At 57.4% G+C, this 21,197-nt stretch carries 20 protein-coding genes and 1 tRNA gene; 9 read left to right on the top strand and 12 right to left on the bottom strand.

Translation table 11 applies throughout. The features are described from left to right. Window positions 1-28 precede the first annotated feature (28 nt). From I5192_RS08785 to ctaD, 3 genes are all read right to left on the bottom strand, one after another. Window positions 29-628 (bottom strand): 2-hydroxychromene-2-carboxylate isomerase, encoded by a 600-nt coding sequence (locus I5192_RS08785; protein WP_170393465.1) that lies wholly within the window; start codon window positions 626-628, stop codon window positions 29-31. Window positions 629-711: 83 nt separating this feature from the next. Continuing rightward, window positions 712-1,740 carry a bestrophin family protein gene (locus I5192_RS08780; RefSeq protein ID WP_223118211.1) on the bottom strand — a complete coding sequence of 343 codons (1,029 nt, stop codon included), beginning with the start codon at window positions 1,738-1,740 and terminating at the stop codon, window positions 712-714. 162 nt (window positions 1,741-1,902) lie between these two features. Next, window positions 1,903-3,561, bottom strand: coding sequence for a cytochrome c oxidase subunit I (gene ctaD, locus I5192_RS08775; RefSeq protein ID WP_170393460.1), 1,659 nt, complete (start codon window positions 3,559-3,561; stop codon window positions 1,903-1,905). Between the two features lie 278 nt (window positions 3,562-3,839). Between ctaD and I5192_RS08770 the strand changes: the two genes are divergently transcribed. Together I5192_RS08770 and I5192_RS08765 are read left to right on the top strand one after the other, a co-directional pair. Then, on the top strand, window positions 3,840-4,259 hold the full coding sequence (locus I5192_RS08770) for an HIT family protein (RefSeq protein ID WP_170610159.1): 420 nt from the start codon (window positions 3,840-3,842) through the stop codon (window positions 4,257-4,259). Between the two features lie 486 nt (window positions 4,260-4,745). After that, the gene (locus tag I5192_RS08765) at window positions 4,746-5,681 is read left to right on the top strand and encodes a cation diffusion facilitator family transporter (RefSeq protein WP_170405039.1); all 936 of its coding nucleotides are present in this window, start codon (window positions 4,746-4,748) and stop codon (window positions 5,679-5,681) included. A gap of 314 nt (window positions 5,682-5,995) precedes the next feature. On the opposite strand, the gene lipB is transcribed toward I5192_RS08765, so the two are convergent. Together lipB and I5192_RS08755 are read right to left on the bottom strand one after the other, a co-directional pair. Next, window positions 5,996-6,652, bottom strand: a complete 657-nt coding sequence (gene lipB, locus I5192_RS08760) for a lipoyl(octanoyl) transferase LipB (protein WP_223118209.1) — start codon at window positions 6,650-6,652, stop codon at window positions 5,996-5,998. Window positions 6,653-6,691: 39 nt separating this feature from the next. After that, window positions 6,692-7,351, bottom strand: a complete 660-nt coding sequence (locus I5192_RS08755) for a DsbA family oxidoreductase (RefSeq protein ID WP_223118208.1) — start codon at window positions 7,349-7,351, stop codon at window positions 6,692-6,694. 129 nt (window positions 7,352-7,480) lie between these two features. Between I5192_RS08755 and I5192_RS08750 the strand changes: the two genes are divergently transcribed. Beyond that, window positions 7,481-7,567: transfer RNA gene (locus I5192_RS08750), tRNA-Leu, on the top strand. Between the two features lie 27 nt (window positions 7,568-7,594). Here the strand turns inward: I5192_RS08750 and I5192_RS08745 are convergent. From I5192_RS08745 to I5192_RS08720, 6 genes are all read right to left on the bottom strand, one after another. Continuing rightward, complete coding sequence (locus I5192_RS08745) at window positions 7,595-8,590, bottom strand: ABC transporter ATP-binding protein (RefSeq protein ID WP_170662208.1); 996 nt, start codon at window positions 8,588-8,590, stop codon at window positions 7,595-7,597. Further along, entirely contained in the window at window positions 8,587-9,621 is a 1,035-nt protein-coding gene (locus I5192_RS08740) for a Gfo/Idh/MocA family protein (RefSeq protein ID WP_223118207.1), read from the bottom strand. The genes I5192_RS08745 and I5192_RS08740 overlap by 4 nt, the downstream gene beginning before the upstream one ends. Then, window positions 9,618-10,457: a carbohydrate ABC transporter permease gene (locus I5192_RS08735; protein ID WP_170393445.1), complete on the bottom strand. Its 840-nt coding sequence runs from the start codon at window positions 10,455-10,457 to the stop codon at window positions 9,618-9,620. The genes I5192_RS08740 and I5192_RS08735 overlap by 4 nt, the downstream gene beginning before the upstream one ends. A gap of 10 nt (window positions 10,458-10,467) precedes the next feature. Continuing rightward, window positions 10,468-11,382 (bottom strand): carbohydrate ABC transporter permease, encoded by a 915-nt coding sequence (locus tag I5192_RS08730; protein ID WP_170393443.1) that lies wholly within the window; start codon window positions 11,380-11,382, stop codon window positions 10,468-10,470. A gap of 66 nt (window positions 11,383-11,448) precedes the next feature. Continuing rightward, entirely contained in the window at window positions 11,449-12,699 is a 1,251-nt protein-coding gene (locus tag I5192_RS08725; RefSeq protein ID WP_170393441.1) for an ABC transporter substrate-binding protein, read from the bottom strand. Further along, window positions 12,696-13,619, bottom strand: coding sequence for an N-acetylmuramic acid 6-phosphate etherase (locus tag I5192_RS08720; protein ID WP_223118206.1), 924 nt, complete (start codon window positions 13,617-13,619; stop codon window positions 12,696-12,698). The genes I5192_RS08725 and I5192_RS08720 overlap by 4 nt, the downstream gene beginning before the upstream one ends. Window positions 13,620-13,778: 159 nt before the next feature. Here I5192_RS08720 and I5192_RS08715 point away from each other — a divergent pair, with 159 nt between their 5' ends. The 5 genes from I5192_RS08715 (at window position 13,779) to I5192_RS08695 (ending at window position 19,735) form a co-directional block, all read left to right on the top strand. Then, window positions 13,779-14,666, top strand: coding sequence for a BadF/BadG/BcrA/BcrD ATPase family protein (locus tag I5192_RS08715; protein ID WP_223118205.1), 888 nt, complete (start codon window positions 13,779-13,781; stop codon window positions 14,664-14,666). Beyond that, a complete protein-coding gene (locus I5192_RS08710; RefSeq protein WP_170393434.1) occupies window positions 14,653-15,408 on the top strand; it encodes a GntR family transcriptional regulator in 756 nt (251 codons plus the stop codon). Before I5192_RS08715 ends, I5192_RS08710 begins: the two co-directional genes overlap by 14 nt. A 12-nt stretch (window positions 15,409-15,420) precedes the next feature. Beyond that, complete coding sequence (locus tag I5192_RS08705) at window positions 15,421-16,449, top strand: SIS domain-containing protein (protein WP_223118204.1); 1,029 nt, start codon at window positions 15,421-15,423, stop codon at window positions 16,447-16,449. Then, on the top strand, window positions 16,446-17,579 hold the full coding sequence (gene nagA, locus I5192_RS08700) for an N-acetylglucosamine-6-phosphate deacetylase (RefSeq protein ID WP_223118203.1): 1,134 nt from the start codon (window positions 16,446-16,448) through the stop codon (window positions 17,577-17,579). Before I5192_RS08705 ends, nagA begins: the two co-directional genes overlap by 4 nt. 155 nt (window positions 17,580-17,734) lie before the next feature. Next, window positions 17,735-19,735, top strand: coding sequence for a lipopolysaccharide assembly protein LapB (locus I5192_RS08695; protein ID WP_223118202.1), 2,001 nt, complete (start codon window positions 17,735-17,737; stop codon window positions 19,733-19,735). Window positions 19,736-19,737: 2 nt separating this feature from the next. Here the strand turns inward: I5192_RS08695 and I5192_RS08690 are convergent, their stop codons facing one another. Continuing rightward, entirely contained in the window at window positions 19,738-20,040 is a 303-nt protein-coding gene (locus I5192_RS08690; protein ID WP_170393427.1) for a DUF6476 family protein, read from the bottom strand. Between I5192_RS08690 and I5192_RS08685 the strand changes: the two genes are divergently transcribed. Continuing rightward, window positions 20,039-21,073, top strand: coding sequence for an RluA family pseudouridine synthase (locus I5192_RS08685; protein WP_170801181.1), 1,035 nt, complete (start codon window positions 20,039-20,041; stop codon window positions 21,071-21,073). The two genes, I5192_RS08690 and I5192_RS08685, sit on opposite strands and share 2 nt — an antisense overlap. Window positions 21,074-21,197: the final 124 nt, after the last annotated feature.

Here is a 21,197-nt window from a genome sequence, read left to right as displayed (position 1 = left end):
ACCGGCGCAATGTCGAAGCAAAAATCAGTCAGACAACGTGGCCGACGCGGACCCATGACAGGGCATCGTCAAGCCGGTCATCACCCCAGAACACTTCGTCGCGGACAACAAAGCTGGGTGCGCCGAAAACCCCCAGTTTGATGGCCTTGTTTGTCTCGTCCTCCAAGGCTGCAACAGCGTCCGGGCTGCGGGCACGGGCAAGCATCAGGCGTGGATCTTGTTGGCACCGAAGCAGGGCTTCGGAAATGGCGCTTTCGCTACCGGCCTCAATCCCGTCCTCGAACCAGATCCGATAAAGATTTTGCGTGAACCCGGCGCCCCAGCCGTCCTGCATGCCCAGCAAAGCCACCTGATTTGCCAGCGCCAGGTCAGAAATTGGATAGGGGGCGGGAAGTTTGGCGTGGATGTGATATTTCGCGGCGCGCCGCTCAATATCGCGCCACATATAGGCCGACTTCACCGGTTTGCCCGCGAAGGGTATATTTTGCTGTTCCGACATCACCGTGCGCACGTTGAAGGGGCGCCAGGTTACCGTCGCATCGTTTTCTTCGCACCAGCCATCCAGGCGCGTGATGGTCAGAAAACTGTAAGTGCTGCCGATTGAATACCAAAAGTCGATCTCGGGCATAGCAAGGCTCCTGTCAAAAGGGGCTTTGCCAACCAGAATACCGCAAAACGGAGGTTTTTTCGATCTTTGCCCAATTTAAATGGTCAAAGTAACGCTTTATCGATGGGTTCTGTCGGCTGAGGGGCAGTGCCACAGGAAGTCATCTGGCGCAGGTCGATTTCGATCATGCGGCAGATGGACGAGATCGGAACATCGGTTACGTCGCCTTCGAACGGGTCCTCCATCGAGGCGCTGACCCGTTCAGTCACGAAGAAAATCCAGCAAACCAACGCTCCGATCGGAGCAAAGACTGCCCAGTCAAGCAGAACGGATTTTGTTACCGAGTAGCCCATGCCAGCGGTGATCGAGCGTTGGTCATTCAACGCCAGCGGTAACATGAAGATAAAAATATAGCTGAAGATGCGTCCGACCTCGGCGACCTGCCGTGGGAAGGGGGTATTCTTGATACGTTCGCTTTGGCCTTGCGCGTCTGCAAACCGTGCTAGCCGGTTCATCAGCGCCACATGCCAATAGGGGTCGATCTTGCCGGATTGCGCCAGTGATGAAAGCCGCTTACCCTGAAGAAACAACAGGTACGGGGCACGGTTGGATTTCCCTTCGAGCAGAGGCATATCAGCCGCCAGTTGGGTATCGCGCCAGCATTCGGGTTCCTGATGCAGCGCGATTTTGTCCACGACCGGTTTGTGCCCGAACATCCACGGGCGGCGGGCAGGTCCATGCGTTGCGGGCTGGCGCAGCTGAAATGCCAGCATGTTGAGCCAAGCGATATGACGTTCCAGCAATTCACGCCGTATCTCGGGCGCAAGCGGCGTGCCGTCAGCCTGAACCAGATTGCTGATCGTGTTGCCCCAATCGCGACTGGCGTTGACGATGTCCCCCCAGATCTTGCGGGCCTCGACCCAGCGGCCATAGGCCGAGGTGTTCTTGAAACCCAGAAAAAATGCCACTGCCAAACCCAGCATCGTGACCGGTGGGCTGGAGTTCGAGATCAACTCAAGCGGAGTAACTTCATCCACTAGTTCAAGCGGGAGTATCCAGGCCATGACGATGCAAATGAACCCGGCAGAGCCTTTGACCAGTTGCCGAAGTGTGATGCCGTGATGGAGAATCATGTGGCGCGCACCCGTCTTAGATTATGCTGTTTTCGCAAATACTAGCGGCCTGATCTTTGGTGCGTCTACGTGTTGGGTGCAGCAAGTTGCGGACTGGGGGCGTAAAAAACACAAAGCCCCGCACGGGGCGGGGCTTTGCTGAATTTGGTTTGGATGGCGGGATTAGTGCGCGTGGCCCTTGTCCCAGTCTTCCTGCTTGGGCAGCTGCTCGAACGTGTGTTCAGGCGGCGGCGTGGGCAGGGTCCATTCCAACGTATCCGCGTATTCGTTCCACGGGTTCGGGCGTGTCTCTTTCGCACCACGCAGCAGGGCGTAGATCACGATGCCGAAGAACAGCAGGAACGAGGCGAACGAGATGAACGCACCAATCGACGAAACGAAGTTCCACTGAGCAAACGCTTCAGGGTAGTCGATATAGCGGCGTGGCATGCCCTGACGGCCCAGGAAGTGCTGCGGGAAGAAGGTCAGGTTGGCGCCGATGAAGAACAGCCAGAAGTGAACCTTGCCCCAGAACTCGGAATACTGACGGCCCGTCATCTTCGAGAAGTAGAAGTACACGCCAGCGAAGATCGCGAAGACGGCACCCAAGCTCATCACGTAGTGGAAGTGCGCAACGACGTAGTAGGTGTCGTGATAGGCACGGTCCACGCCGGCCTGCGACAGCACAACGCCGGTCACACCACCAACGGTGAACAGGAACAGGAAGCCGAAGGCGAACAGCATCGGGGTTTTGAACTCGATCGAGCCGCCCCACATGGTCGCGATCCACGAGAAGACCTTAACGCCGGTCGGAACCGCGATGACCATCGTGGCCAGCATGAAGTAGGCCTGCTGGCGCAGCGACATGCCAACGGTGTACATGTGGTGCGCCCATACGACGAAGCCCAGCACACCGATCGCGATGATCGCCCAGACCATCGGCAGGTAGCCGAAGATTGGTTTGCGCGCGAAGGTCGCGATCACGTGGCTGATGATGCCAAAGCCGGGCAGGATCACAATGTACACTTCCGGGTGGCCAAAGAACCAAAGGATGTGCTGATACAGGATCGGATCGCCGCCACCGGCCGGATCAAAGAAGGTGAAGCCAAAGTTGCGGTCCATCAGCAGCATGGTGATCGCGCCTGCCAGAACCGGCAGCGACAGCAGAATCAGCCACGAAGTGACGAAGATCGACCAGCTGAACAGAGGCACCTTGAACAGTGTCATGCCCGGGGCACGCATATTCAGGAAGGTGGTGATCATGTTGATCGCGCCGAGGATCGAGGAGGCGCCCGATACGTGCACGGCGAAGATCGCAAGGTCCATGGACATGCCGCCTTCGGTCGTCGACAGCGGTGGATACAAAACCCAGCCTACACCTGAACCAAGCTGGTCATTACCACCGGGGCTGAGCAGCGAGGCGACGCCCAGCGAGGTGCCAGCGACATACAGCCAGAAGGACAGGTTGTTCATCCGCGGGAACGCCATATCCGGCGCACCGATCTGCAACGGCATGAAATAGTTGCCAAAACCGCCGAACAGGGCAGGGATGACCACGAAGAACATCATCAGAACACCGTGATAGGTGATCATTACGTTCCAGAGGTGACCGTTGGGGGTACATGGATCGGCCATGAACCCTTCGAGGCACATATACTGAACACCGGGGTGCATCAGTTCGAGCCGCATATAGACAGTCATCAGAACCGAGATCAGACCGGCAAGGGCCGAAAAGACCAGGTAGAGAATCCCGATGTCCTTGTGGTTGGTCGACATGAACCAGCGGGTGAAAAAGCCGCGCTGATCTTCATGCTCGTGACCATGAATGGCTGCGTCTGCCATTAGGTGCCTCCTGTTGCAACTGTACCGCGCAGTCGGACCTCTCCAACGCGCGGGATTCCTGCTGGTTTTAGATTGCGAAGGGGCGACCTTCAATGGTCGAGTTTGATCTGGATCAAGATTAATTGTCGCGGGCAGACTGTGCTGCGCGATAATCTGACCTCGGATGCGAGGGATTTGGGGATTCAGTCCGCGATTACAAGTGGTGACGGGGAAACCCGCTTGACCCGCATCAAGCGGCGCCTCAGAACAACGGGTAAGTCCAACACCGGAGGCCTGTAATGACCGCTTATGATCCCGAAAATGTCTTTGCCAAGATCCTGCGCGGAGAAATCCCGTCAAACCGTGTGTATGAAGACGACGACACCGTCGCGCTGATGGATATCATGCCCCGGGCGGACGGGCACTTGTTGGTGATCCCCAAAACCTCCTGTCGCAACATGCTGGATGCAACGCCCGAGCAACTGGCAGCGGTGATGGCGACGGTACAGAAGATGGCTCACGCTGTGAAAGAAGCGTTTGACGCTGATGGCGTCACCGTTCAGCAATTCAATGAGGCCGCAGGCGGGCAAGAGGTATTTCACCTTCATGTGCATGTATTGCCGCGCCACGAGGGCGTCTCGATACGCCCGCCCGGAAAAATGGGCGATTTTGACCTGATTGCTCAACACGCCGACAAGATCCGCGCGGCACTGACCTGATCCACCTTCGAAGCGAGCTGTCGCAGGCGTCGTGATCACCAAACGCATGGAGCACGACACTTGCGTAATCGCGCTGCCCGTCGCAGACCTGAGGAATACGGATCAGTCTTGTTCCATTCATTTCATGCGTGCGATCCGGACTCGTAAAACATCAGGCTGCTGTCCGGCGATTTCATTAGCCCGGTTCAAGTTTTTCCATTTGCACTTTCGAGTGTGAGCAAAGCCTCTAATTGGGCCAACGGGTGGCCAGATCTTGGCCATGGCGTACGCATTGCAACCGCCGCAGCGCGGTTTCGTCATAGCGGCGCCGATTACCCGCAGTAGGTTCGAACGGCGGTAGAAGTCCAGAACCGGATCGTAGGTGCTTTGAATCCAGTGCGAAATGAGGGAGCCCCGATTGCATTCATTTTCGAAAACACCCCCTTGAACCTCTAGTCACTAGAGGAATTATGTAGCATGGTGATTCAGAAAATAGGACTCACTAAAATGGCTCATCAGCATTCCCACAAAGGGCACAGCCACGCGCATGTTGATCCGCAGGCCGGAGATGCGCGCGTTGCCTGGGCCATCGCGGTCAATATGTTCTTGACGCTGGCACAGGTTGTGGGCGGGGTTATTTCAGGTTCGCTCGCCTTGATTGCGGACGCCTTGCACAACCTGTCAGATGCGATTGCGCTGGTCATCGCATTCTTTGCCCGCAAGATCGCTCGTCGACCCGCAAACGCGCGTATGAGTTTCGGGTATGGCCGGGCCGAGGTTGTAGCGGCGCTGGTTAACTACACAACACTGATCGTTCTGTCGGTCTATCTGCTGTACGAAGGCGTAATGCGGTTTGTCGAGCCCGAGCCGGTTAATGGCTGGATCGTTGTCTGGATCGCTGGGATCGCATTGGTCGTCGACCTTGTCACCGCTATGCTGACCTATTCCATGTCCAAGGACAGCATGAATATTCGTGCGGCATTCCTGCACAATGTGGCCGATGCATTGGGGTCCGTCGCCGTGATTGTCGCAGGTACCGCTGTAATTGTCTTCAACTGGACTTGGGTCGACCCAGCGGTCACCATCATGATCTCACTTTACATCCTTTGGCACGTCAAATCCGAGATCGGTGAAACCATACGCGTTCTGATGTTGGGCGCGCCAACAGAATTGGATCCGGAAGAGGTCGCCACAGCCATTGAAGGCGTATCGGGCGTGGCAGGAGTTCACCACATCCATCTGTGGAGCATGCAGGAGCGTGAGCCCGCGCTGTCGGCGCATCTGGTCATCAAACCCGACGCACAAGATAGTGCCGAGGATATCCGGGTGATGGTCAAGCAGGTTCTGCAGAACAAGTTTGGGCTTGGTCATGTTACGCTTGAAATCGAAGCCAGCGGGCACGCTTGCGTCGGATCAACCCGATTTGGGCATCAACAGATTTAGGGGCCTAAAACGAGAATTGCCGTTCCGATATGGGGTCGGAACGGCAGACTCGTAACCAAACACTTTCACGGATTTCGCAGGGCAGCCCTGAGATCACCGGTTAACACACCACTCACTCATGAACGGTCATTACATACTATGTGGTCAGATGGCGTTTGTAAGGAGAGGATGTGAAGAATCCCTGAATTTGAGGCGAATTGAGACCATTCAAAGGAATTTTCTGAATGATTTTCGAAACAGAGTGCCCCAAATACTAGCATTGTCTTTTGCGTATTCTGGCCAGATCTGTCCGAATACGTGGAATCACCTATTAACTAGGCGCCCTCGGTGGCGAAGACCTCATCAAAGGTCTTTTTTAGCGCAACATCGACGTCATCCATGGTCACCGGCAACCCAAGATCGACCAGTGAGGTCACCCCGTGTTCCTGAATACCGCAGGGCACGATACCGGTGAAATCGGACAGGTTCGGTTCGACATTGATTGAGATGCCGTGAAAGCTGATCCATTTCCGCAGGCGAATGCCGATGGCCGCGATCTTGTCCTCGGCTGGCTGGCCGGTGATCGTCAGCGGCTTGTCTTGCCGTTGCACCCAGACGCCCACGCGGCCGTCGCGGATCTCACCGGTGACATTGAACTCGGCCAGAGCCGCAATCACCCATGCCTCAAGCTGCTGCACAAAGCGGCGCACATCATGACCGCGTTTGCCCACATCAAGCATGACGTAAACAACGCGCTGACCGGGGCCGTGATAGGTGTACTGTCCACCGCGCTTGCTTTCATAGACCGGAAAGCGATCCGGATCGGTCAGATCTTCTCGCTTGGCAGAAGTCCCAGCGGTATAAAGCGGCGGGTGTTCCAACAGCCAAATGCATTCGTCCGCCTCACCCGCTGCAATCGCGGCAACGCGCGCCTCCATGAAGGCAGTGGCCTCGTCGTAGTCGATCAGCCCGTCGGTAGTCTTCCATTCCATGCTCGTTCCTTAGACCGTCTGCGGGGCAGGGGGAAGGGGTCAGGCGGCCTCGGCCAGGCAGCGTTGCAGGACCTGCGCATAAGTGTCCGTGCCCTGTGCGCCGGTCAGCAGATATTTCCCTCCAAACACCATCGAAGGCACGCCCGAGATACCCCGGCTGGTCCAGAAATCTTGTTTTTCACGCACCGGTTGGGCATGCGCACCTGATTCAAGTGCGGTTCGCGCCGCCTCCGGGTTGAGCCCGGCCGTCTCGACCGCGCCCATCAACACTTCGACGTCAGAGACATCCTGTTGCTTGGTGAAATAGGTTTCGAACAGGGTCAGTTTCAGCGGATGCTGACGCCCCTGTGTTTCCGCCCAGTCAAGCAGTTGATGCGCGGCAAAGGTGTTCACGATTCTGCTGTCATCAGTGAAATTGAAAGTGAACCCAAGTTCAGTACCCAACGCAGTCAAACGCTCGCGCGCCTGCTGGCTTTGTTCGGGCGTCGAGCCATATTTCTCGGCAATATGCTCCCGCAGGTTCTGCCCCTCGGGGCCCATGCTGGGGTTCAGTTCGAACGGATGCCAGCGCAATCGGGCCAGCACATTCTCTTGCTTCAGCGCGGCATCGAGTTGACGAAAGCCGACAATACACCACGGACAGACCACATCCGAGACGACATCAATCTGCACTGTAGGGCGGGGATCGGGCGAGGGCATGGCTGCTCCAGATTGCATTGTATCGCGGTTAGATATGGCTAAAGCACGTGATTTCAATCGGCTGTGTTTTTGCCTCTTCACATCGCGCGGCTCAGCGTCTATACGCCCCTCTACCAAGTCATTGGCAGTGCGGTCGTGGCGGAATTGGTAGACGCGCAGCGTTGAGGTCGCTGTGGGGTAACACCCGTGGAAGTTCGAGTCTTCTCGACCGCACCAACATCCTGAAATCGTTACCCGAAATTGTCAGGTGAGACGGGCGCCCTGTTGGTTGAAGCGATAGGTTCGATCCTGGGCGTAGCCGAAATGGACGGATTCACCAGCGTTGACCTGATGCTGGCCGAACAGGCGCGCGGTGATCTGGTGGTCTTGCATCATCGCGATCACGTTTGTGTCTCCGCCCAGATGCTCAACATGTGTCACGTTCGCGGTCAGGGGGCCTTCGTCGGATAAGTACAAGTCCTCTGGGCGGATGCCCAATGTTGTGTCCGCGCTGTCGCCGATTACGCTGGCGGGGAAGAAATTCATCGACGGAGCGCCAAGGAAACCCGCGACGAACTGGTTGGCGGGGTTATTATATAGCTCCATCGGGCTGCCAACCTGTTCAACGCGCCCGTCGCGCAGGACGACGATCTTGTCAGCGAGCGTCATCGCCTCGGTCTGGTCATGGGTTACATAGATCATCGATGCATCGAGCTGCTGATGCAGGTTGGCGATTTCCAGTCGCGTATTCATACGCAGGGCGGCGTCCAGATTGGATAAAGGTTCGTCAAACAGAAACAATTTGGGTTCACGCACAATGGCGCGGCCGATAGCGACGCGTTGGCGTTGTCCGCCGGATAGTTCCGAGGGGTAACGGTCGATATAGGGCTCAAGGTTCAGCATCTTGCTGGCCTTGGCGACGCGTTCTTCGATGACCTGCTTGCTCTGGCCTTCCTGTTTCAGTGCCAGCGACATGTTCTTGCGCACATTCAGGTGGGGATAGAGTGCATAGCTTTGGAACACCATCGCGATGCCGCGTTTCGAGGGGGGCGTAAGGTTCATCACCTCTCCGCCAATGCGCACTTCGCCCGAAGTCACGTCCTCCAGCCCCGCGATCACGCGTAGCAGGGTGGACTTGCCGCAGCCGGAGGGGCCGACGAAGACGACAAATTCTCCGTCTTCGACTTCGATGTTAATATCTTTCAGTACCTCGACAGTGCCGAAGGACTTGTTCACGTTTGTCAGCGTCAGGGCGGTCATGTGCGTGCCTCTTTCAGCGAAATGGGTTGGCCAGTGCGGATGCTTTCATCGGCAGCTAGACAGATGGCCAGCGATTGCACGGCGTCGTTCATATGGCGGGTCAGGTCGATGTCCTCGGCGATGGCGCGCAGCATATAGGCTTGTTCGGCATCGCAGAGCTGCTGATGGCCGGGCTCATCGGGCATGTCGATTGTCTGGTCGCCATCGGGGCGATGGACCAGAAGGCCGCCAACCTTGGTGTGTCCGTCGATATCGGCGGATGCGCCCTTGTTGCCATCGGTGATCGAGACCGAGCCGTTGGGCGACACGATGTCTTTCACGAAGAACGCGGTTTCGGACATCATCGGGCCCCAACCGGCCTCATACCAGCCGACCGAGCCATCCTCGAAGACCACCTGAAACTGGCCGTAGTTGTACATGTCTTCGGCGATCTCATCGCTTAGGCGCAGGCCCATGCCGTGGACTCGCACGGGGTCGGAGTCAGTGATCTGACACATCACGTCGACATAATGCACACCGCAATCGACGATGGGCGAGGTGGTCTGCATCAGAGCTTTGTGTGTTTCCCACTCGGCCCCGCTGCTTTGTTGGTTGAGATTCAGCCGGAACACGTAGGGCCCGCCCAGGTCGCGCGCCTCGGAAATAAGGCGCATCCATGAAGGGTGATGGCGCAGGATGTAGCCGATGACCAGTTTGCGTTTGGTTTCAATGGCTTTCGCGACGACTCGTTTGGCATCTGCCACAGTGGTCGCTAGCGGCTTTTCGACAAATACATGCGCCCCGGCCTCCATCGCCGCGCAGGCGAAATCGGCGTGGCTGTCGGAGTAGGTCGCCACGACCACCAGATCGGGCTTGGTCTCTGCCAGAGCGGTGTGAAAATCCGAATAGGCCGGATAGATCGACAGATCTGGATGATCCACGCGACCGGATCGGTTCACCAACCCAACAATCTGCGCGTCTAGGTGGTTGTGGTGGGCCAAAGCGTGGCTCAGCCCCATATTGCCGAGGCCGGCGATCAGAACTTTGGTCATTTCACAGCTCCTGAAGTGATGCCGCGGATCAGTTGGCGCGAGAAGATGACATAGAGCACCAGCACCGGCAGGATCGCCATGCTGAGCGCCGACAGAACCGCGTTCCAGTCGGTGACGAACTGGCCGATAAAGACCTGGCTGCCCAGCGTCAGTGTTTTGGTTTCCTCGGCCGGGGCAAGGATCAGCGGGAACCAGAGGTCGTTCCAGATGGGGATCATGTTGAACACGGCCACGGTCGCCATGGCGGGGCGGACCAGCGGTAGGACCAATCGGAAGAATATGGTGTATTCGGACAGCCCGTCGACGCGGCCTGCGTTCTTCAGATCATCCGAGACCTGCCGCATGAATTCAGACAGGATGAACACCGCCAGCGGCAGACCTTGCGCGGTATAGACAAGGATCAGGGCCCAAAGGGTGTTCACCAAACCGGTTGCCACCATCATCTCAAGTATCGCCACGGTGCCGATGCGGATCGGGATCATAATCCCAAGCGCCAGATAGAGGCCCATCAGAGTGTTGCCCTTGAATTTGTATTCGCTCAGGGCAAAGGCGGCCATGGCGCCGAACAGCAGAACGAAGGCCAGCGACACCACGGTCACGATCAGCGAGTTTTGGAAATAAAGGAAGAAATCCCCTTGTTTCATCACCGTCTGGTAACCGATCAGCGAGAAGCTTTCGGCATCGGGCAGGGCGAGTGGCTCGCGGAAAATCGAGCGTCGGGTTTTGAAGCTGTTGATGATGATCACGAAGACCGGGAAGAGGGCGATCAACGTGTAGAGGATCAGCGCCCCATGCATGGCGGCCGTGTTCAGCGGGTTATGGCGTGCTTTGTTCATCCGGCTATCCTCACAGTTGATACCGGCGCATCCGGGTCTGGATGCCGAAGAGGTAGATGCAGACACCCACGAGAATGATGGCGAACATCGCGCCAGCGATGGCGGAGCCCATATGCGGGTCGCCCAATTGCAGTTGGAAGCCGAAGAACGTGCGGTACATGAAGGTACCAAGGATGTCGGTCGAGAAATCCGGCCCCGCCAGCGCGCCCTGCGAGACATAGATCAGGTCGAACGCGTTGAAATTGCCGACGAATGTCAGGATCGAGATGATGCCAATCGAGGGAATGATCAACGGCAGCTTGATCTTCCAGAACGCCGAAGCACCGGTGATGCCGTCTATTTCTCCGGCTTCAAGGATCTCTTCGGGGATCGACAGCAGGGCGGCGTAGATCAACATCATCGGGATGCCGACGAATTGCCAGACCGAGACAAGTGCCAGTGTTGTCAGCGCGTATTCTTCCTTGCCCAGCCATGGTGCAAACAGCGACTTCAGACCAATGGCGTCCAGCATTGAAGGTGCGATGCCCCAAAGCGGGGACAATATCAGCTTCCACGCGAAACCGACGATCACAAAGCTCAGAATGGTCGGAATGAAAATTGCGGACCGATAGAGCGCGGCAAACCGCAAGCGTGGATGCGACAAAAGCGCGGCCAAAGCGATACCGATGGGGTTCTGAACCAGCATGTGGATCAGGAAGAACCAGAAGTTGTTGCCCAAAGCGTTCCAGAACTGCTCGGACCAGATCGGATCGAAGAACAGGGTGCGGAAATTCTGCAAGCCCACGTAGATACGTGTCTGATCAACCTCGGAGAACAGTGCGAGGCGCAGTGTGTTGAACAAGGGGAAGATCATCACTGCCGTGTAGACCAGCACCGCAGGGGCGAGGAAAACGGCAATGTGCCAGCGTATGCGGCGGGTCTGCATGGGAATCTCCGGGGGAAAGGTCCGGACGCGACGCGGTGGCCGCGTCCGGTGTGAGTGGCCTAGGTGTTACTGATGTGGTGCGTACCAGCTGGCCAGACCGTCTTGCAGTTGCTGACCCAGTGCCTCGGGTGTCTCGGCACCCTTGATGGCTGCAACGGATGCACCCCAAGTCTCGTTTTCGAGGTTCGGCGTGCCGCGCGACAGGATTTGGTAGGTCGAGCGGATTGTGCTTTCGCACTCATCCCGCCAACCTACGATTTCCTTGGCCAGTGGGTCTTCCAGCTCGACCGGAGTGCTGGACAGCGGGAAGAAACCAGGTAGGGCGTTACCGAAGATGCTGGCGAATTCCGGGCTTGCGACCCAAGCCAGGAAAGTGCGCGCAGCTTCCTGGTTCTCGCTCGCGGCGTTCATACCAATGCCGATATCGGTGTGGTCCGAAATATAGCAGGTATCGCCCGCGTTCTGGACCGGTGGCTTAAAGGCGCCCATTTCGAAATCGGCCTGCGTGTTGAAGCCCGAGATTTCCCAGCTGCCTGCTGGATAGACCGCTGCACGACCCAGCGTGAACAGGTTCTGGCTGTCGGGATAGGTTTGCGCTTCATACCCGTCGCCGAGATAGTCGGCCCACTTGGCCAGTGTCGCATACGGGGCGACCCACTGGGGGTCGGTCAGCTTCTGCTCACCCTTGATCAGCGCCTGACGGCCTTCTTCACCCTTCCAGTAGTTTGGGCCGATGTTGTTGTAGCCCATCGTTGCGGCTTCCCACTGGTCATTGGTGCCCATCGCCATCGGGATATAGGTACCGTCTTCCTTGATCTTATCGAGGGCGGCAAAGAACTCAGCTTCGGTAGTTGGAACTTCGATGCCCAACTCATTGAACGCATCTTTGTTGTAGATGAAGCCGTGAATCACTGACGCCATCGGGACGCAGAAACTGGCCGAACCGTCATCGGTTTGCCACGCAGATTTGGCCACGTCCGAGAAATTTCCCATGGCCTCAAGATCAGACAGATCGGTCAGGTGCCCCGACTCGTATAGCGCAAGCGAGGCATCAAACGGACGGCAGGTAATCAGATCGCCAGCCGATCCGGCCTCGAGCTTCGAGTTCAAGACAGCATTGTATTCTGCCGGTGCAGAAGGCGAGAATATTACTTTGATGCCGGGATTCTCGGCCTCGAAGGCCGGAATGATCTTTTCCTGCCACAACGCAAGATCGTCGTTTCGCCAACTTTCGATGGTCAAAGTGGCCTCTTGCGCATAGGCGCTTGTGACCAGCGCCGTGCTCATCAAGGCAAGGCTCAGAACTTTGCGTGTCATTTGATATCTCCCAGGTTGATGGTTTCTTGGTTTTGTTTCATCCGCTCTAGCGCAGGGCGGAGGTGATCGTCGGTGTTGCTTAGCATTGCTTGCGCCGCGTCCAGGGACCCTGCGCCTACAGCCAAAAGGGCCGCGCATTTGAGGTTGCCCTCTGCCGCAGTCAACGCCTTTGTAGCCTGCGCGGAGGAAACACCGGTCAACTGACAGACGATCCCGTTGGCTCGGGCGCGTAGCTTGTCATTGTCAGCGCGCAAATTGATCATCATGCCGTCCTGAATATGCCCCAGCTCCATCGCCATCAGCGTCGAAAGCATGTTCAGTGCGATTTTCTGCGCTGTACCAGCGCCCATGCGGGTAGAGCCCGAGATCAGTTCAGGTGGTGTCGAAAGCAGGATTGGATGGTCAGAAAGCTGCAACAGTTCGGTGCCCCCGTTATTGGCAATGCCGATAACTGTGGCGCCTCTGTCCCGCGCGATCCGCGCTGCTGCGGTTGTGTACGGTGTGGTTCCGCTGGCCGAGACGGTGATCAAGGTGTCTTTGGCAGAAAGATCGGTCAGGTCTCGGGCAAGGCCGTCGGTGGCATCTTCGACATCTCCCGGCATCTCAACTCCTGAGGGCAATCCACCTGCCATGTGGATGCGAATCTGGCGGGCTGGTATCGAAAAAGTTCCCCCCAGTTCCAGCGCATCCGAGGCGGCCATCAAGCCGGAAGAGCCTGCCGCCAAATAGCGCAAAACCCCGCCCGATCGGATGGATTGCGCCATAGCTTTTGCGCCTGCGCAGAGGTTGGGCAGCGAGGAAAGCGGGGCAGCGGCAGCGTCGGCTTGCGAGCGGGCCAGCAGCTCGGCCACTTCAGTCAGCGGTCGGGCGTCAAGTCCGATCGCGTCTTGATGTAGCTGTTCGGTAACTGGCTTGGTCACGTGATTCTCCCCCGAGATTTTGAATATCATACCTTTTAGATACCATTAGTCTACCATTTTATTTTTACGCCCACTATTTTCAAGATTTGGACAACTATTACTGCATTATTGCGTAATTTGGTCTTCAAAATTTGAAATAGGTATTATAAAGGTATCTCCATGAGTCGCCCTTCTGATACCATTGTGCTGGCCGCTGATGGCGGTGGAACACGCTGCCGTCTTGCTGTTTCAGACGGCTCTGCGGTTCAGTGTGTCGAGGTTGGTGCGGCAAATGTATCAACCGATTTTGACGCAGCCTGCGCTGAGTTGATGCACGGAATTGCTGCTTTGGCCCGACGTGCCGGACTAGAGGCAACTCAAATCGCTCGTGCGCCAGCCTACTTGGGGCTGGCCGGTATCACGGGGCGCGCGTTGGCTGATCGGCTGGCAGAAAAGCTGCCATTTGACCATGTTCTGATTGAAGATGACAGGCCCGCCGCATTACGTGGTGCGTTGGGTTCGAAAGACGGTTTCGTAGCGCATTGCGGAACGGGTTCTTTTCTGGCGGTCCAGAATGGGGATCGCAGGTCATTTGCCGGGGGCTGGGGACCTGTTCTCGGGGATCAGGCCTCGGCGCAATGGGTTGGGCGGCGGGCTTTGGCCTGTACGCTTGACTTTGTGGACGCTCTGAAGCCTGCGTCTGAATTGGCGGACAGCCTGTTGTCGCGTTTTGATGGCGCTGCTGGGATTGTCAGGACCGCCTCCAAGATGTCGCCTACCGAGTTCGGAGCGCTGGCGCCTGTTGTCACGCAACACGCAAAGCAAGGAGATGCGCTTGCGCTGTCGATCATGGAGGATAGTGCACAGTATCTGTCGGATCAGATGTTGGCGATGGGCTGGATGCCCGGCCTTTCGATCTGCCTGACCGGCGGCATCGGCCCGCAATATGCGGAATTTCTGCCTGCGCCAATGCAACAGGAGTTGGCCGAACCGCTGGGCGATCCGTTGACCGGTGCCATCGCGTTGGCCCACGCCTTTCAAAAGGAGACCCGACATGAGCGTTGCTGACTTCTTGCGGCCCGAGGGTTGGCTGGGTCAGACCGCCGGTCCCCGATACGTACAGCTGCGGCAGCGGCTGGAGCAGGGGATTGAAGAGGGTATTCTGGCCCCGAACAGTTCACTCCCGCCCGAGCGCGAGATTGCCGAGCTGACGGACCTGTCGCGGGTGACGGTCCGCAAGGCGATTCAGGAACTTGTGCGCAAAGGCGCGATTGAACAGCGGCAAGGCTCGGGATCATTCGTGCGTCAAGCGGTTGCGCGGGTTGAGCAGTCGCTGTCGCATTTGACCTCGTTTACCGAAGACATGGAGAGGCGCGGTTTTGAAACGACTTCAACCTGGTTGGAGCGCGGTATATTCCTGCCGTCGCCTGATGAGATGCTGGCGCTGGGTCTGTCGGCCAGCGATCAGGTCGCGCGCATTCATCGACTGCGCGCGGCTGGTGGGCGGCCAATGGCGCTGGAACGCGCGGCGTTGCCGCTGGATATCCTACCCAACCCGACCGAGGTTACCGGATCGCTCTATGCGTTCCTCGAACACTCGGGCAATCGTCCGGTGCGCGCGATCCAGAAAATCTCAGCCATCAATCTCGAAGCGACCGAGGCCGGTTTGCTGGACGTTGCCGAAGGTACGGCAGGGCTGCGCATTCAGCGGACCTCATACCTAGAAAGCGGGCGCGTTGCTGAACTTACCCGATCCATCTATCACGGCGATGCCTACGATTTCGTGGCAGAGCTGCGTCTGTCAACCTGAAAGGCAGGGCACATGTCCAGCGAAACAACTCAAATGCGGCAGGAAATCAATGAGATACCTTTTGCCGTTGATCGGCTTCTCACTGATGGTGCCACGGCGATTACAAAGACCGCAAGCGCGATCCGCGCGCACGATCCCGGCTTCCTGATTTCGGTTGCGCGAGGTTCGTCGGACCATGCCTGCAGCTATCTGAAATACGCTTCAGAACTGCTGCTGGGCCTGCCCATGGCCTCGGTTGGGCCGAGCGTGAAATCGATCTACGGGGTCGATATGCGATGCCCCGGGGCGCTGTGTATTTCGGTATCCCAATCGGGTCAAAGCCCCGACATCGTACAGCTGACGAAGTCCCTGACAGAAGGCGGCGCGTATTCGGTGGCGATCACGAACGATACCACGTCTGCACTGGCCCAGAACGCCACCTCGGCTCTGCCCATCCTTGCAGGCCCCGAGCTTAGCGTGGCTGCCACCAAGACTTTCGTCACCTCTCTGGTCGCCGGGCTTTGGTTGCTGGCCGAGGTCAAGGGCGACGATACCTTGCTGGCTGCAATTCACAAATTGCCGGAAGATTTATCGCGGGCGATCACCTGCGATTGGAGTGCGGTGGTCGAGGCAGTCGATGGCCAATCCCTGTTCACTTTGGGACGTGGGATGTCCTGGGCAATTTCGAATGAGGCGGCGCTGAAATTCAAGGAAACCTGCCAAATTCATGCGGAGAGCTATTCCTCGGCCGAAGTTCTGCATGGCCCGGTTTCGATCGTGGATCAGGGCTTTCCGGTGATTGCGTTCTCGTCCGGAGACGCGGCTGAGGCCAACATCGCCGAAGTCGCCGATGCGCTCGCAGCTAAGGGCGCAAAAGTCTTCGCAACGACCAATCAGGTGTCTGATGCCGTGAGGCTACCACATGTCCGCACCACGCACTGGATGACAGATCCGGTAGCCTCAATCGCTTCGTTCTACGGTATGGTCGAAACTGTGGCCAAGCGCCTGGGCATCAATCCCGATGCACCGCGTCACCTGCGGAAAGTGACGGAGACGGTATGACCGATGCGACGATCACCTTCGCGGGCGGGCCTATCTTTGATGGTAAAACCCTGAAGGACGGCCACGCCGCCCGTTTCGTCGGCGGGCTGCTCGACAGTATTTTGCCCGAAGCCGAGTTGCCTTCGGATGAGATGGTTCAGGATCTGTCGGGCGATATTTTAAGCCCCGGCTATGTAGATTTGCAGGTGAATGGCGGCGGAGGCGTCATGTTCAACGACGATCCATCGGTCGAGACATTACAGCGTATTGCGGCGGCTCATCGCAAGCTTGGCGCGACGTCGATCCTTCCGACGCTGATCACGGACACGCCCGAAAAGACAACGGCTGCCATTTCTGCTGCTTCTCAGGCCATTCAGCGCGGAGTTCAGGGGATTGTCGGCTTGCATCTTGAGGGGCCGCATCTCTCGGTGCGACGCAAGGGCGCGCATGACGGCGGGCTGATCCGCCGGATGCAGGACGCTGATCTTGCACAGCTGATAGAAGCGGCAGGGGCGTTGCCTGCATTGATGGTTACGCTTGCGCCTGAAAGTGTCACGATTGCTCAGGTCGAAACGCTCAGCAAGGCGGGGGTCATCGTGTCGTTGGGGCACAGTGATGCCGAGTTTCAGACCTGCGTGGCTTACGCACAGGCGGGCGCGCACTGCGCCACCCATTTGTTTAACGCGATGAGTCAGTTGGGCAACCGCGAACCGGGGCTGGTTGGCGCAGTCTTGTCCAGCGGTGCGATGTCTGCCGGGTTGATAGCGGATGCAATCCATGTTCACCCGCAGACGATGCGCGCCGCCTTTGCAGCTAAACAGGGGCCGGGGCATCTGTTTCTGGTGAGCGACGCGATGGCCGTTGCTGGAACGGATCTGCAGGAATTCAAGCTGGAAGGGCGTGTCATCCAACGTGAAAACAGCAGGCTGACCTTACCGGATGGAACCCTGGCCGGGGCCGATCTGAACCTGACCACCGCGCTGCGCGTGTTGACAACGGATGTCGGCGTTTCACTGACGGACGCCTTGGCAGCGGCCACACGCATTCCGGCGGATATCATTTCCCAGCGCTCAATCGCGTGCCTGAACTTGATCTCGCAGGCCATTCGCATTTCTCCGGACTTGTCGCAGGCCCGTCCGGCGGTTGCTTAACCTCGCATTGCAACAAATTGCAAAACACCGCGTTTTTCGCATCTCGCCTCAACTGTAGCGGTTGTGTAAGACCTTAGGCGAACGTGGTTTGGGAATGTCTGTATGTATCAGATAATTGGAATAATTGGCAGGGCATTGACCACCCGGATCGCGCAATGATCCAAACGCGTGGCGTTTTCATTGGTCAGCGTACGGATTGTTTGGGCGCGCGCCTGCTGATGATCCTGACCAGTATCCGTTTGGCCGAAGACTTTGGGACAGACTACCGGGTGAACTGGTTCCCGCAAGGCGCCGATGCGCCGGAGTTGGATCATACTGAGGAGTTATTCACCAAAGACTGGATGGATGCGCATTTCCTTGATCAGGCAGAGTTCGACACGATAAGCGCGACCGCTCTGCCAATTTGGGCCTTCCATCACGATCCATCGCCCGAGCGGCTGATCGACCATTTGGCGTCTGGCCGTTCGGTTCTGGTCGAAGAGGCGAGCGAGATATTTGCCTTCCCGTGGGAAGATATCGAAACCATCCGTCCCCGCTATCGCGATTTCATACATAGCGTTGGATTTGTGGATGAGGTTCGTCAGATCATGGATCGTGCGGATCACAAGCTCTCGGGGCAGGGGGGTTCGGCTTACCACATTCGGCGCGGAGAAATCCTGAACGGATTACCATGGAAGCATTCGATCTGGCCCGCCAAGATCGAACCTGACGAGTTTTACGAGGCCCATCTGGAGAAATCCAAGGGCCAGACGGCGATCATGTTTTCGGATCAGCCAGAGGTGATAGACCGTTTCAAGCAACGGTTTCCGGAGCTCATGCAGATGTCGGATATCGCTGATCTGTCGGCTCTGACCCGGGCGCAGCGGGACTTTCTGGAGCTTTTTGCGATGTCACGGGCGGATCAGGTGATCGCGCCACACATATCTGGCTTTTCAATGGCTGCAGCCCGGATTTCGGGGCAGCAGCGTAAAGTGTTCCGCGATGTATTGTCCAAGGATGAGATGCAGGCGGCCAATGCGCGGTTCATCGAACGGGTTGCGAAGGGGCCATCGGCCTTTCTGAATCCCTCAGAGGCGGCGCATATCTATTCAAAGGCGGTGCAACATCTGTCAGCGCAGGATCGCTGCGAAGAGGCGTATGATAATGCGAAACCTATTCTGGACGCCGGGGCCGACAACGCCTTTATGCCACTTCTGCAATCCCTGAACTGTTTTTACCTGTCGAAGTGGCAGGAAAGCGAGGCACATGCCAAAGAGGGATTGCAGAACCCGCATCTCTGGCCCGAAGACTATACTGTTTTGTGCGCGTTGCGCGGCGCTGTTCTTGGCATGCAGGGCAAGCGCGGTGCGGCGACGCTGCACTTTGCTAAAGCGTTCTGGTCCAAACCCTTACGGCCGGATGTTGTGGTGCTGGGGTCCAGAATGCTCTACCGCGCCCAACTTGCGCTTAGGCTAATGCCGCCTGTGGATTGGTCGTTGCAGAAGGTCGTTCGGCAACGCCGATTTCCACCGTTCAATAACCTGTATCTGGTTCAGCGCAATGTTGTTGTCAGGCGTTCTTGCAACTTCGATTTCATACTCTTGGATTGGGCCGAGTTGGCGCTGGATCAACGCGCAAGTCGTATCTTTGATCACCAACAAAGATTGGAAGCGCTTTCTACCTCACTCGATGAGGTTCACGACGTACCAGCAGACGACCCGCGATTGTTGGGCGCGAGGGTGATACTACAGAGACATCTGGGGGAATTGTCCGGGGCCCAAGCCATTGATAAAACCCGCCAGATCGTAGCTGGTGTGCCGGAAAGTGCCTTGTATCAAAAGCGGCTGTCCGAACTTTACGAAGCAGAAGGCGATACCGTAGCTGCGCATCGAACGATGTCAGAGGCGCTAGCTTGTGACCCGGAAAGCCCGTTTCTTCTGTTTGCCATGGGGCGCTTGCTAGAGCGGACGGGCAAGACCGGTCAGGGTGAAAAGTTCATTCTGAAAGCTGCCGATCTGGATGAAGTCACCGTAGTCATTCAGGGCATGGCGGGCCAGATTCACATGCGTCGCGGCAACAAGAACAAGGCGCGTCCCTATCTTGAGAAAGCGCGCGAACTTTTTCCGCCCCACAAGCGGTTCACCAATCAACTGAATAGACTTTCGGGTCAGGCGTGAAACTAGTTCAGCGTAACCTCTTGCCGCAGTTTTCCGGTCGTCTTGTCGAAGATCAGAATGCGATTGTCGTCGGTCACGATCGCATACCAGTTGTTGCCGATGGTCACGGCCTGGGCCTTTGCACCATCCGGCAGGTCTATCTGATCCGGCAGAGTCGGAGTTCGGTCCGATAGGCGGATGACAATCAAGGCGAATGTCACTAGAACCCCGCCAATCATTACCGCGGTCAACAGCATGACCATGCGCCGCAGCAGTCGAAGCTGCGGTGTTTCCTGCGGTTCCTGAGGTTCGGAAGGGACAGTCATGGGCACCCGCCTGATAGAGTTTCATATCGCGGCCGCTCCGCCGCCCCGCCTTGATAAGGCGCTTGCGCGGGATGTGCCAGCGGAAGAGAACCTGTCGCGCACCCGGCTGGCCCGACTGATCAATGAGGGTGCCGTCACCGTTGATGGCGTCGCCGTAGAAGACCCCAAAGCTAAGATAACCGAAGGCGCGCAGATTGGGATCACCGTGGCCGAAGCCGAAGATAGTCATATCGGCGCTGAGGATATCCCACTTGAAGTCGTCTATGAGGACGACGATCTGATCGTGATCAACAAACCAGCAGGGATGGTCGTGCATCCGGCGCCGGGCTCGCCGAACGGTACGCTAGTCAATGCGCTGCTGCATCATTGCGGGGATGATCTCTCGGGTGTTGGGGGCGTCAAGCGCCCGGGCATCGTGCACCGGATCGACAAGGAAACCAGCGGGTTGCTGGTTGTGGCGAAATCGGATGCGGCGCATCACGGGCTGGCTGCCCAGTTCGAGGCGCATAGCGTCGAGCGCTACTATCGCGCGATCTGCTATGGTGTGCCGGATGCCAATGACCCTCGGTTGCGTGGGATCAAGGGTGTTAGCTTTGAGCCGGGCAACATCATGCGTCTGACGACACAGCTGGCACGGCACAAGACCGATCGACAAAAGCAGGCTGTGCTGTTTCACGGAGGCCGCCACGCAGTGACACGGGCGCGGATTGTCGAAGTTTTTGGAACGCCCGGCGGTCTGTCCTTGATCGAATGCTGGCTTGAGACGGGCCGAACGCATCAAATCCGTGTCCATATGGCCCATGCCGGCCACGGGCTTGTCGGAGACCCGGTTTACGGCGGAAAGCGCAAACTGGCCGCGCGGGCATTCACGCCCGAAACCGCCGAGGCGGTGCAGGCTTTCCCCCGCCAAGCTCTGCACGCAGCAGTGTTAGGCTTCGAACACCCGGTTTCGGGCCAGGCATTACGTTTTGAAGCCCCGCTGCCGCAGGATATGGCGGACCTGCTGGAAAATCTCAGAAAACCACTGAAATAAACTGCAAAGGCTTGTGAAAAAGGCCTTTTCAGCTTTCCTTTACATAGGGTTAATCTCAGACTGTTAACAGATCCTCTTGAATGTATCGGGTCTGGTACCCATATCCCATGTTAAGGGCTTAAAC

Source organism: Ruegeria sp. SCSIO 43209, assembly GCF_019904295.1.
Lineage (GTDB): Bacteria > Pseudomonadota > Alphaproteobacteria > Rhodobacterales > Rhodobacteraceae > Ruegeria.
Note: the sequence above shows the minus strand (reverse complement) of the source record. Positions and strands in the feature narration are given on the sequence as shown.

Coding starts and splice junctions, on each gene's coding strand:
- I5192_RS08785 (WP_170393465.1), bottom strand. CDS start 628: ATGCCCGAGATCGACTTTTGGTATTCAATCGGCAGCACTTACAGTTTT.
- I5192_RS08780 (WP_223118211.1), bottom strand. CDS start 1,740: ATGATTCTCCATCACGGCATCACACTTCGGCAACTGGTCAAAGGCTCT.
- ctaD (WP_170393460.1), bottom strand. CDS start 3,561: ATGGCAGACGCAGCCATTCATGGTCACGAGCATGAAGATCAGCGCGGC.
- I5192_RS08770 (WP_170610159.1), top strand. CDS start 3,840: ATGACCGCTTATGATCCCGAAAATGTCTTTGCCAAGATCCTGCGCGGA.
- I5192_RS08765 (WP_170405039.1), top strand. CDS start 4,746: ATGGCTCATCAGCATTCCCACAAAGGGCACAGCCACGCGCATGTTGAT.
- lipB (WP_223118209.1), bottom strand. CDS start 6,652: ATGGAATGGAAGACTACCGACGGGCTGATCGACTACGACGAGGCCACT.
- I5192_RS08755 (WP_223118208.1), bottom strand. CDS start 7,351: ATGCCCTCGCCCGATCCCCGCCCTACAGTGCAGATTGATGTCGTCTCG.
- I5192_RS08745 (WP_170662208.1), bottom strand. CDS start 8,590: ATGACCGCCCTGACGCTGACAAACGTGAACAAGTCCTTCGGCACTGTC.
- I5192_RS08740 (WP_223118207.1), bottom strand. CDS start 9,621: ATGACCAAAGTTCTGATCGCCGGCCTCGGCAATATGGGGCTGAGCCAC.
- I5192_RS08735 (WP_170393445.1), bottom strand. CDS start 10,457: ATGAACAAAGCACGCCATAACCCGCTGAACACGGCCGCCATGCATGGG.
- I5192_RS08730 (WP_170393443.1), bottom strand. CDS start 11,382: ATGCAGACCCGCCGCATACGCTGGCACATTGCCGTTTTCCTCGCCCCT.
- I5192_RS08725 (WP_170393441.1), bottom strand. CDS start 12,699: ATGACACGCAAAGTTCTGAGCCTTGCCTTGATGAGCACGGCGCTGGTC.
- I5192_RS08715 (WP_223118205.1), top strand. CDS start 13,779: ATGAGTCGCCCTTCTGATACCATTGTGCTGGCCGCTGATGGCGGTGGA.
- I5192_RS08710 (WP_170393434.1), top strand. CDS start 14,653: ATGAGCGTTGCTGACTTCTTGCGGCCCGAGGGTTGGCTGGGTCAGACC.
- I5192_RS08705 (WP_223118204.1), top strand. CDS start 15,421: ATGTCCAGCGAAACAACTCAAATGCGGCAGGAAATCAATGAGATACCT.
- nagA (WP_223118203.1), top strand. CDS start 16,446: ATGACCGATGCGACGATCACCTTCGCGGGCGGGCCTATCTTTGATGGT.
- I5192_RS08695 (WP_223118202.1), top strand. CDS start 17,735: ATGATCCAAACGCGTGGCGTTTTCATTGGTCAGCGTACGGATTGTTTG.
- I5192_RS08685 (WP_170801181.1), top strand. CDS start 20,039: ATGGGCACCCGCCTGATAGAGTTTCATATCGCGGCCGCTCCGCCGCCC.
- I5192_RS08690 (WP_170393427.1), bottom strand. CDS start 20,040: ATGACTGTCCCTTCCGAACCTCAGGAACCGCAGGAAACACCGCAGCTT.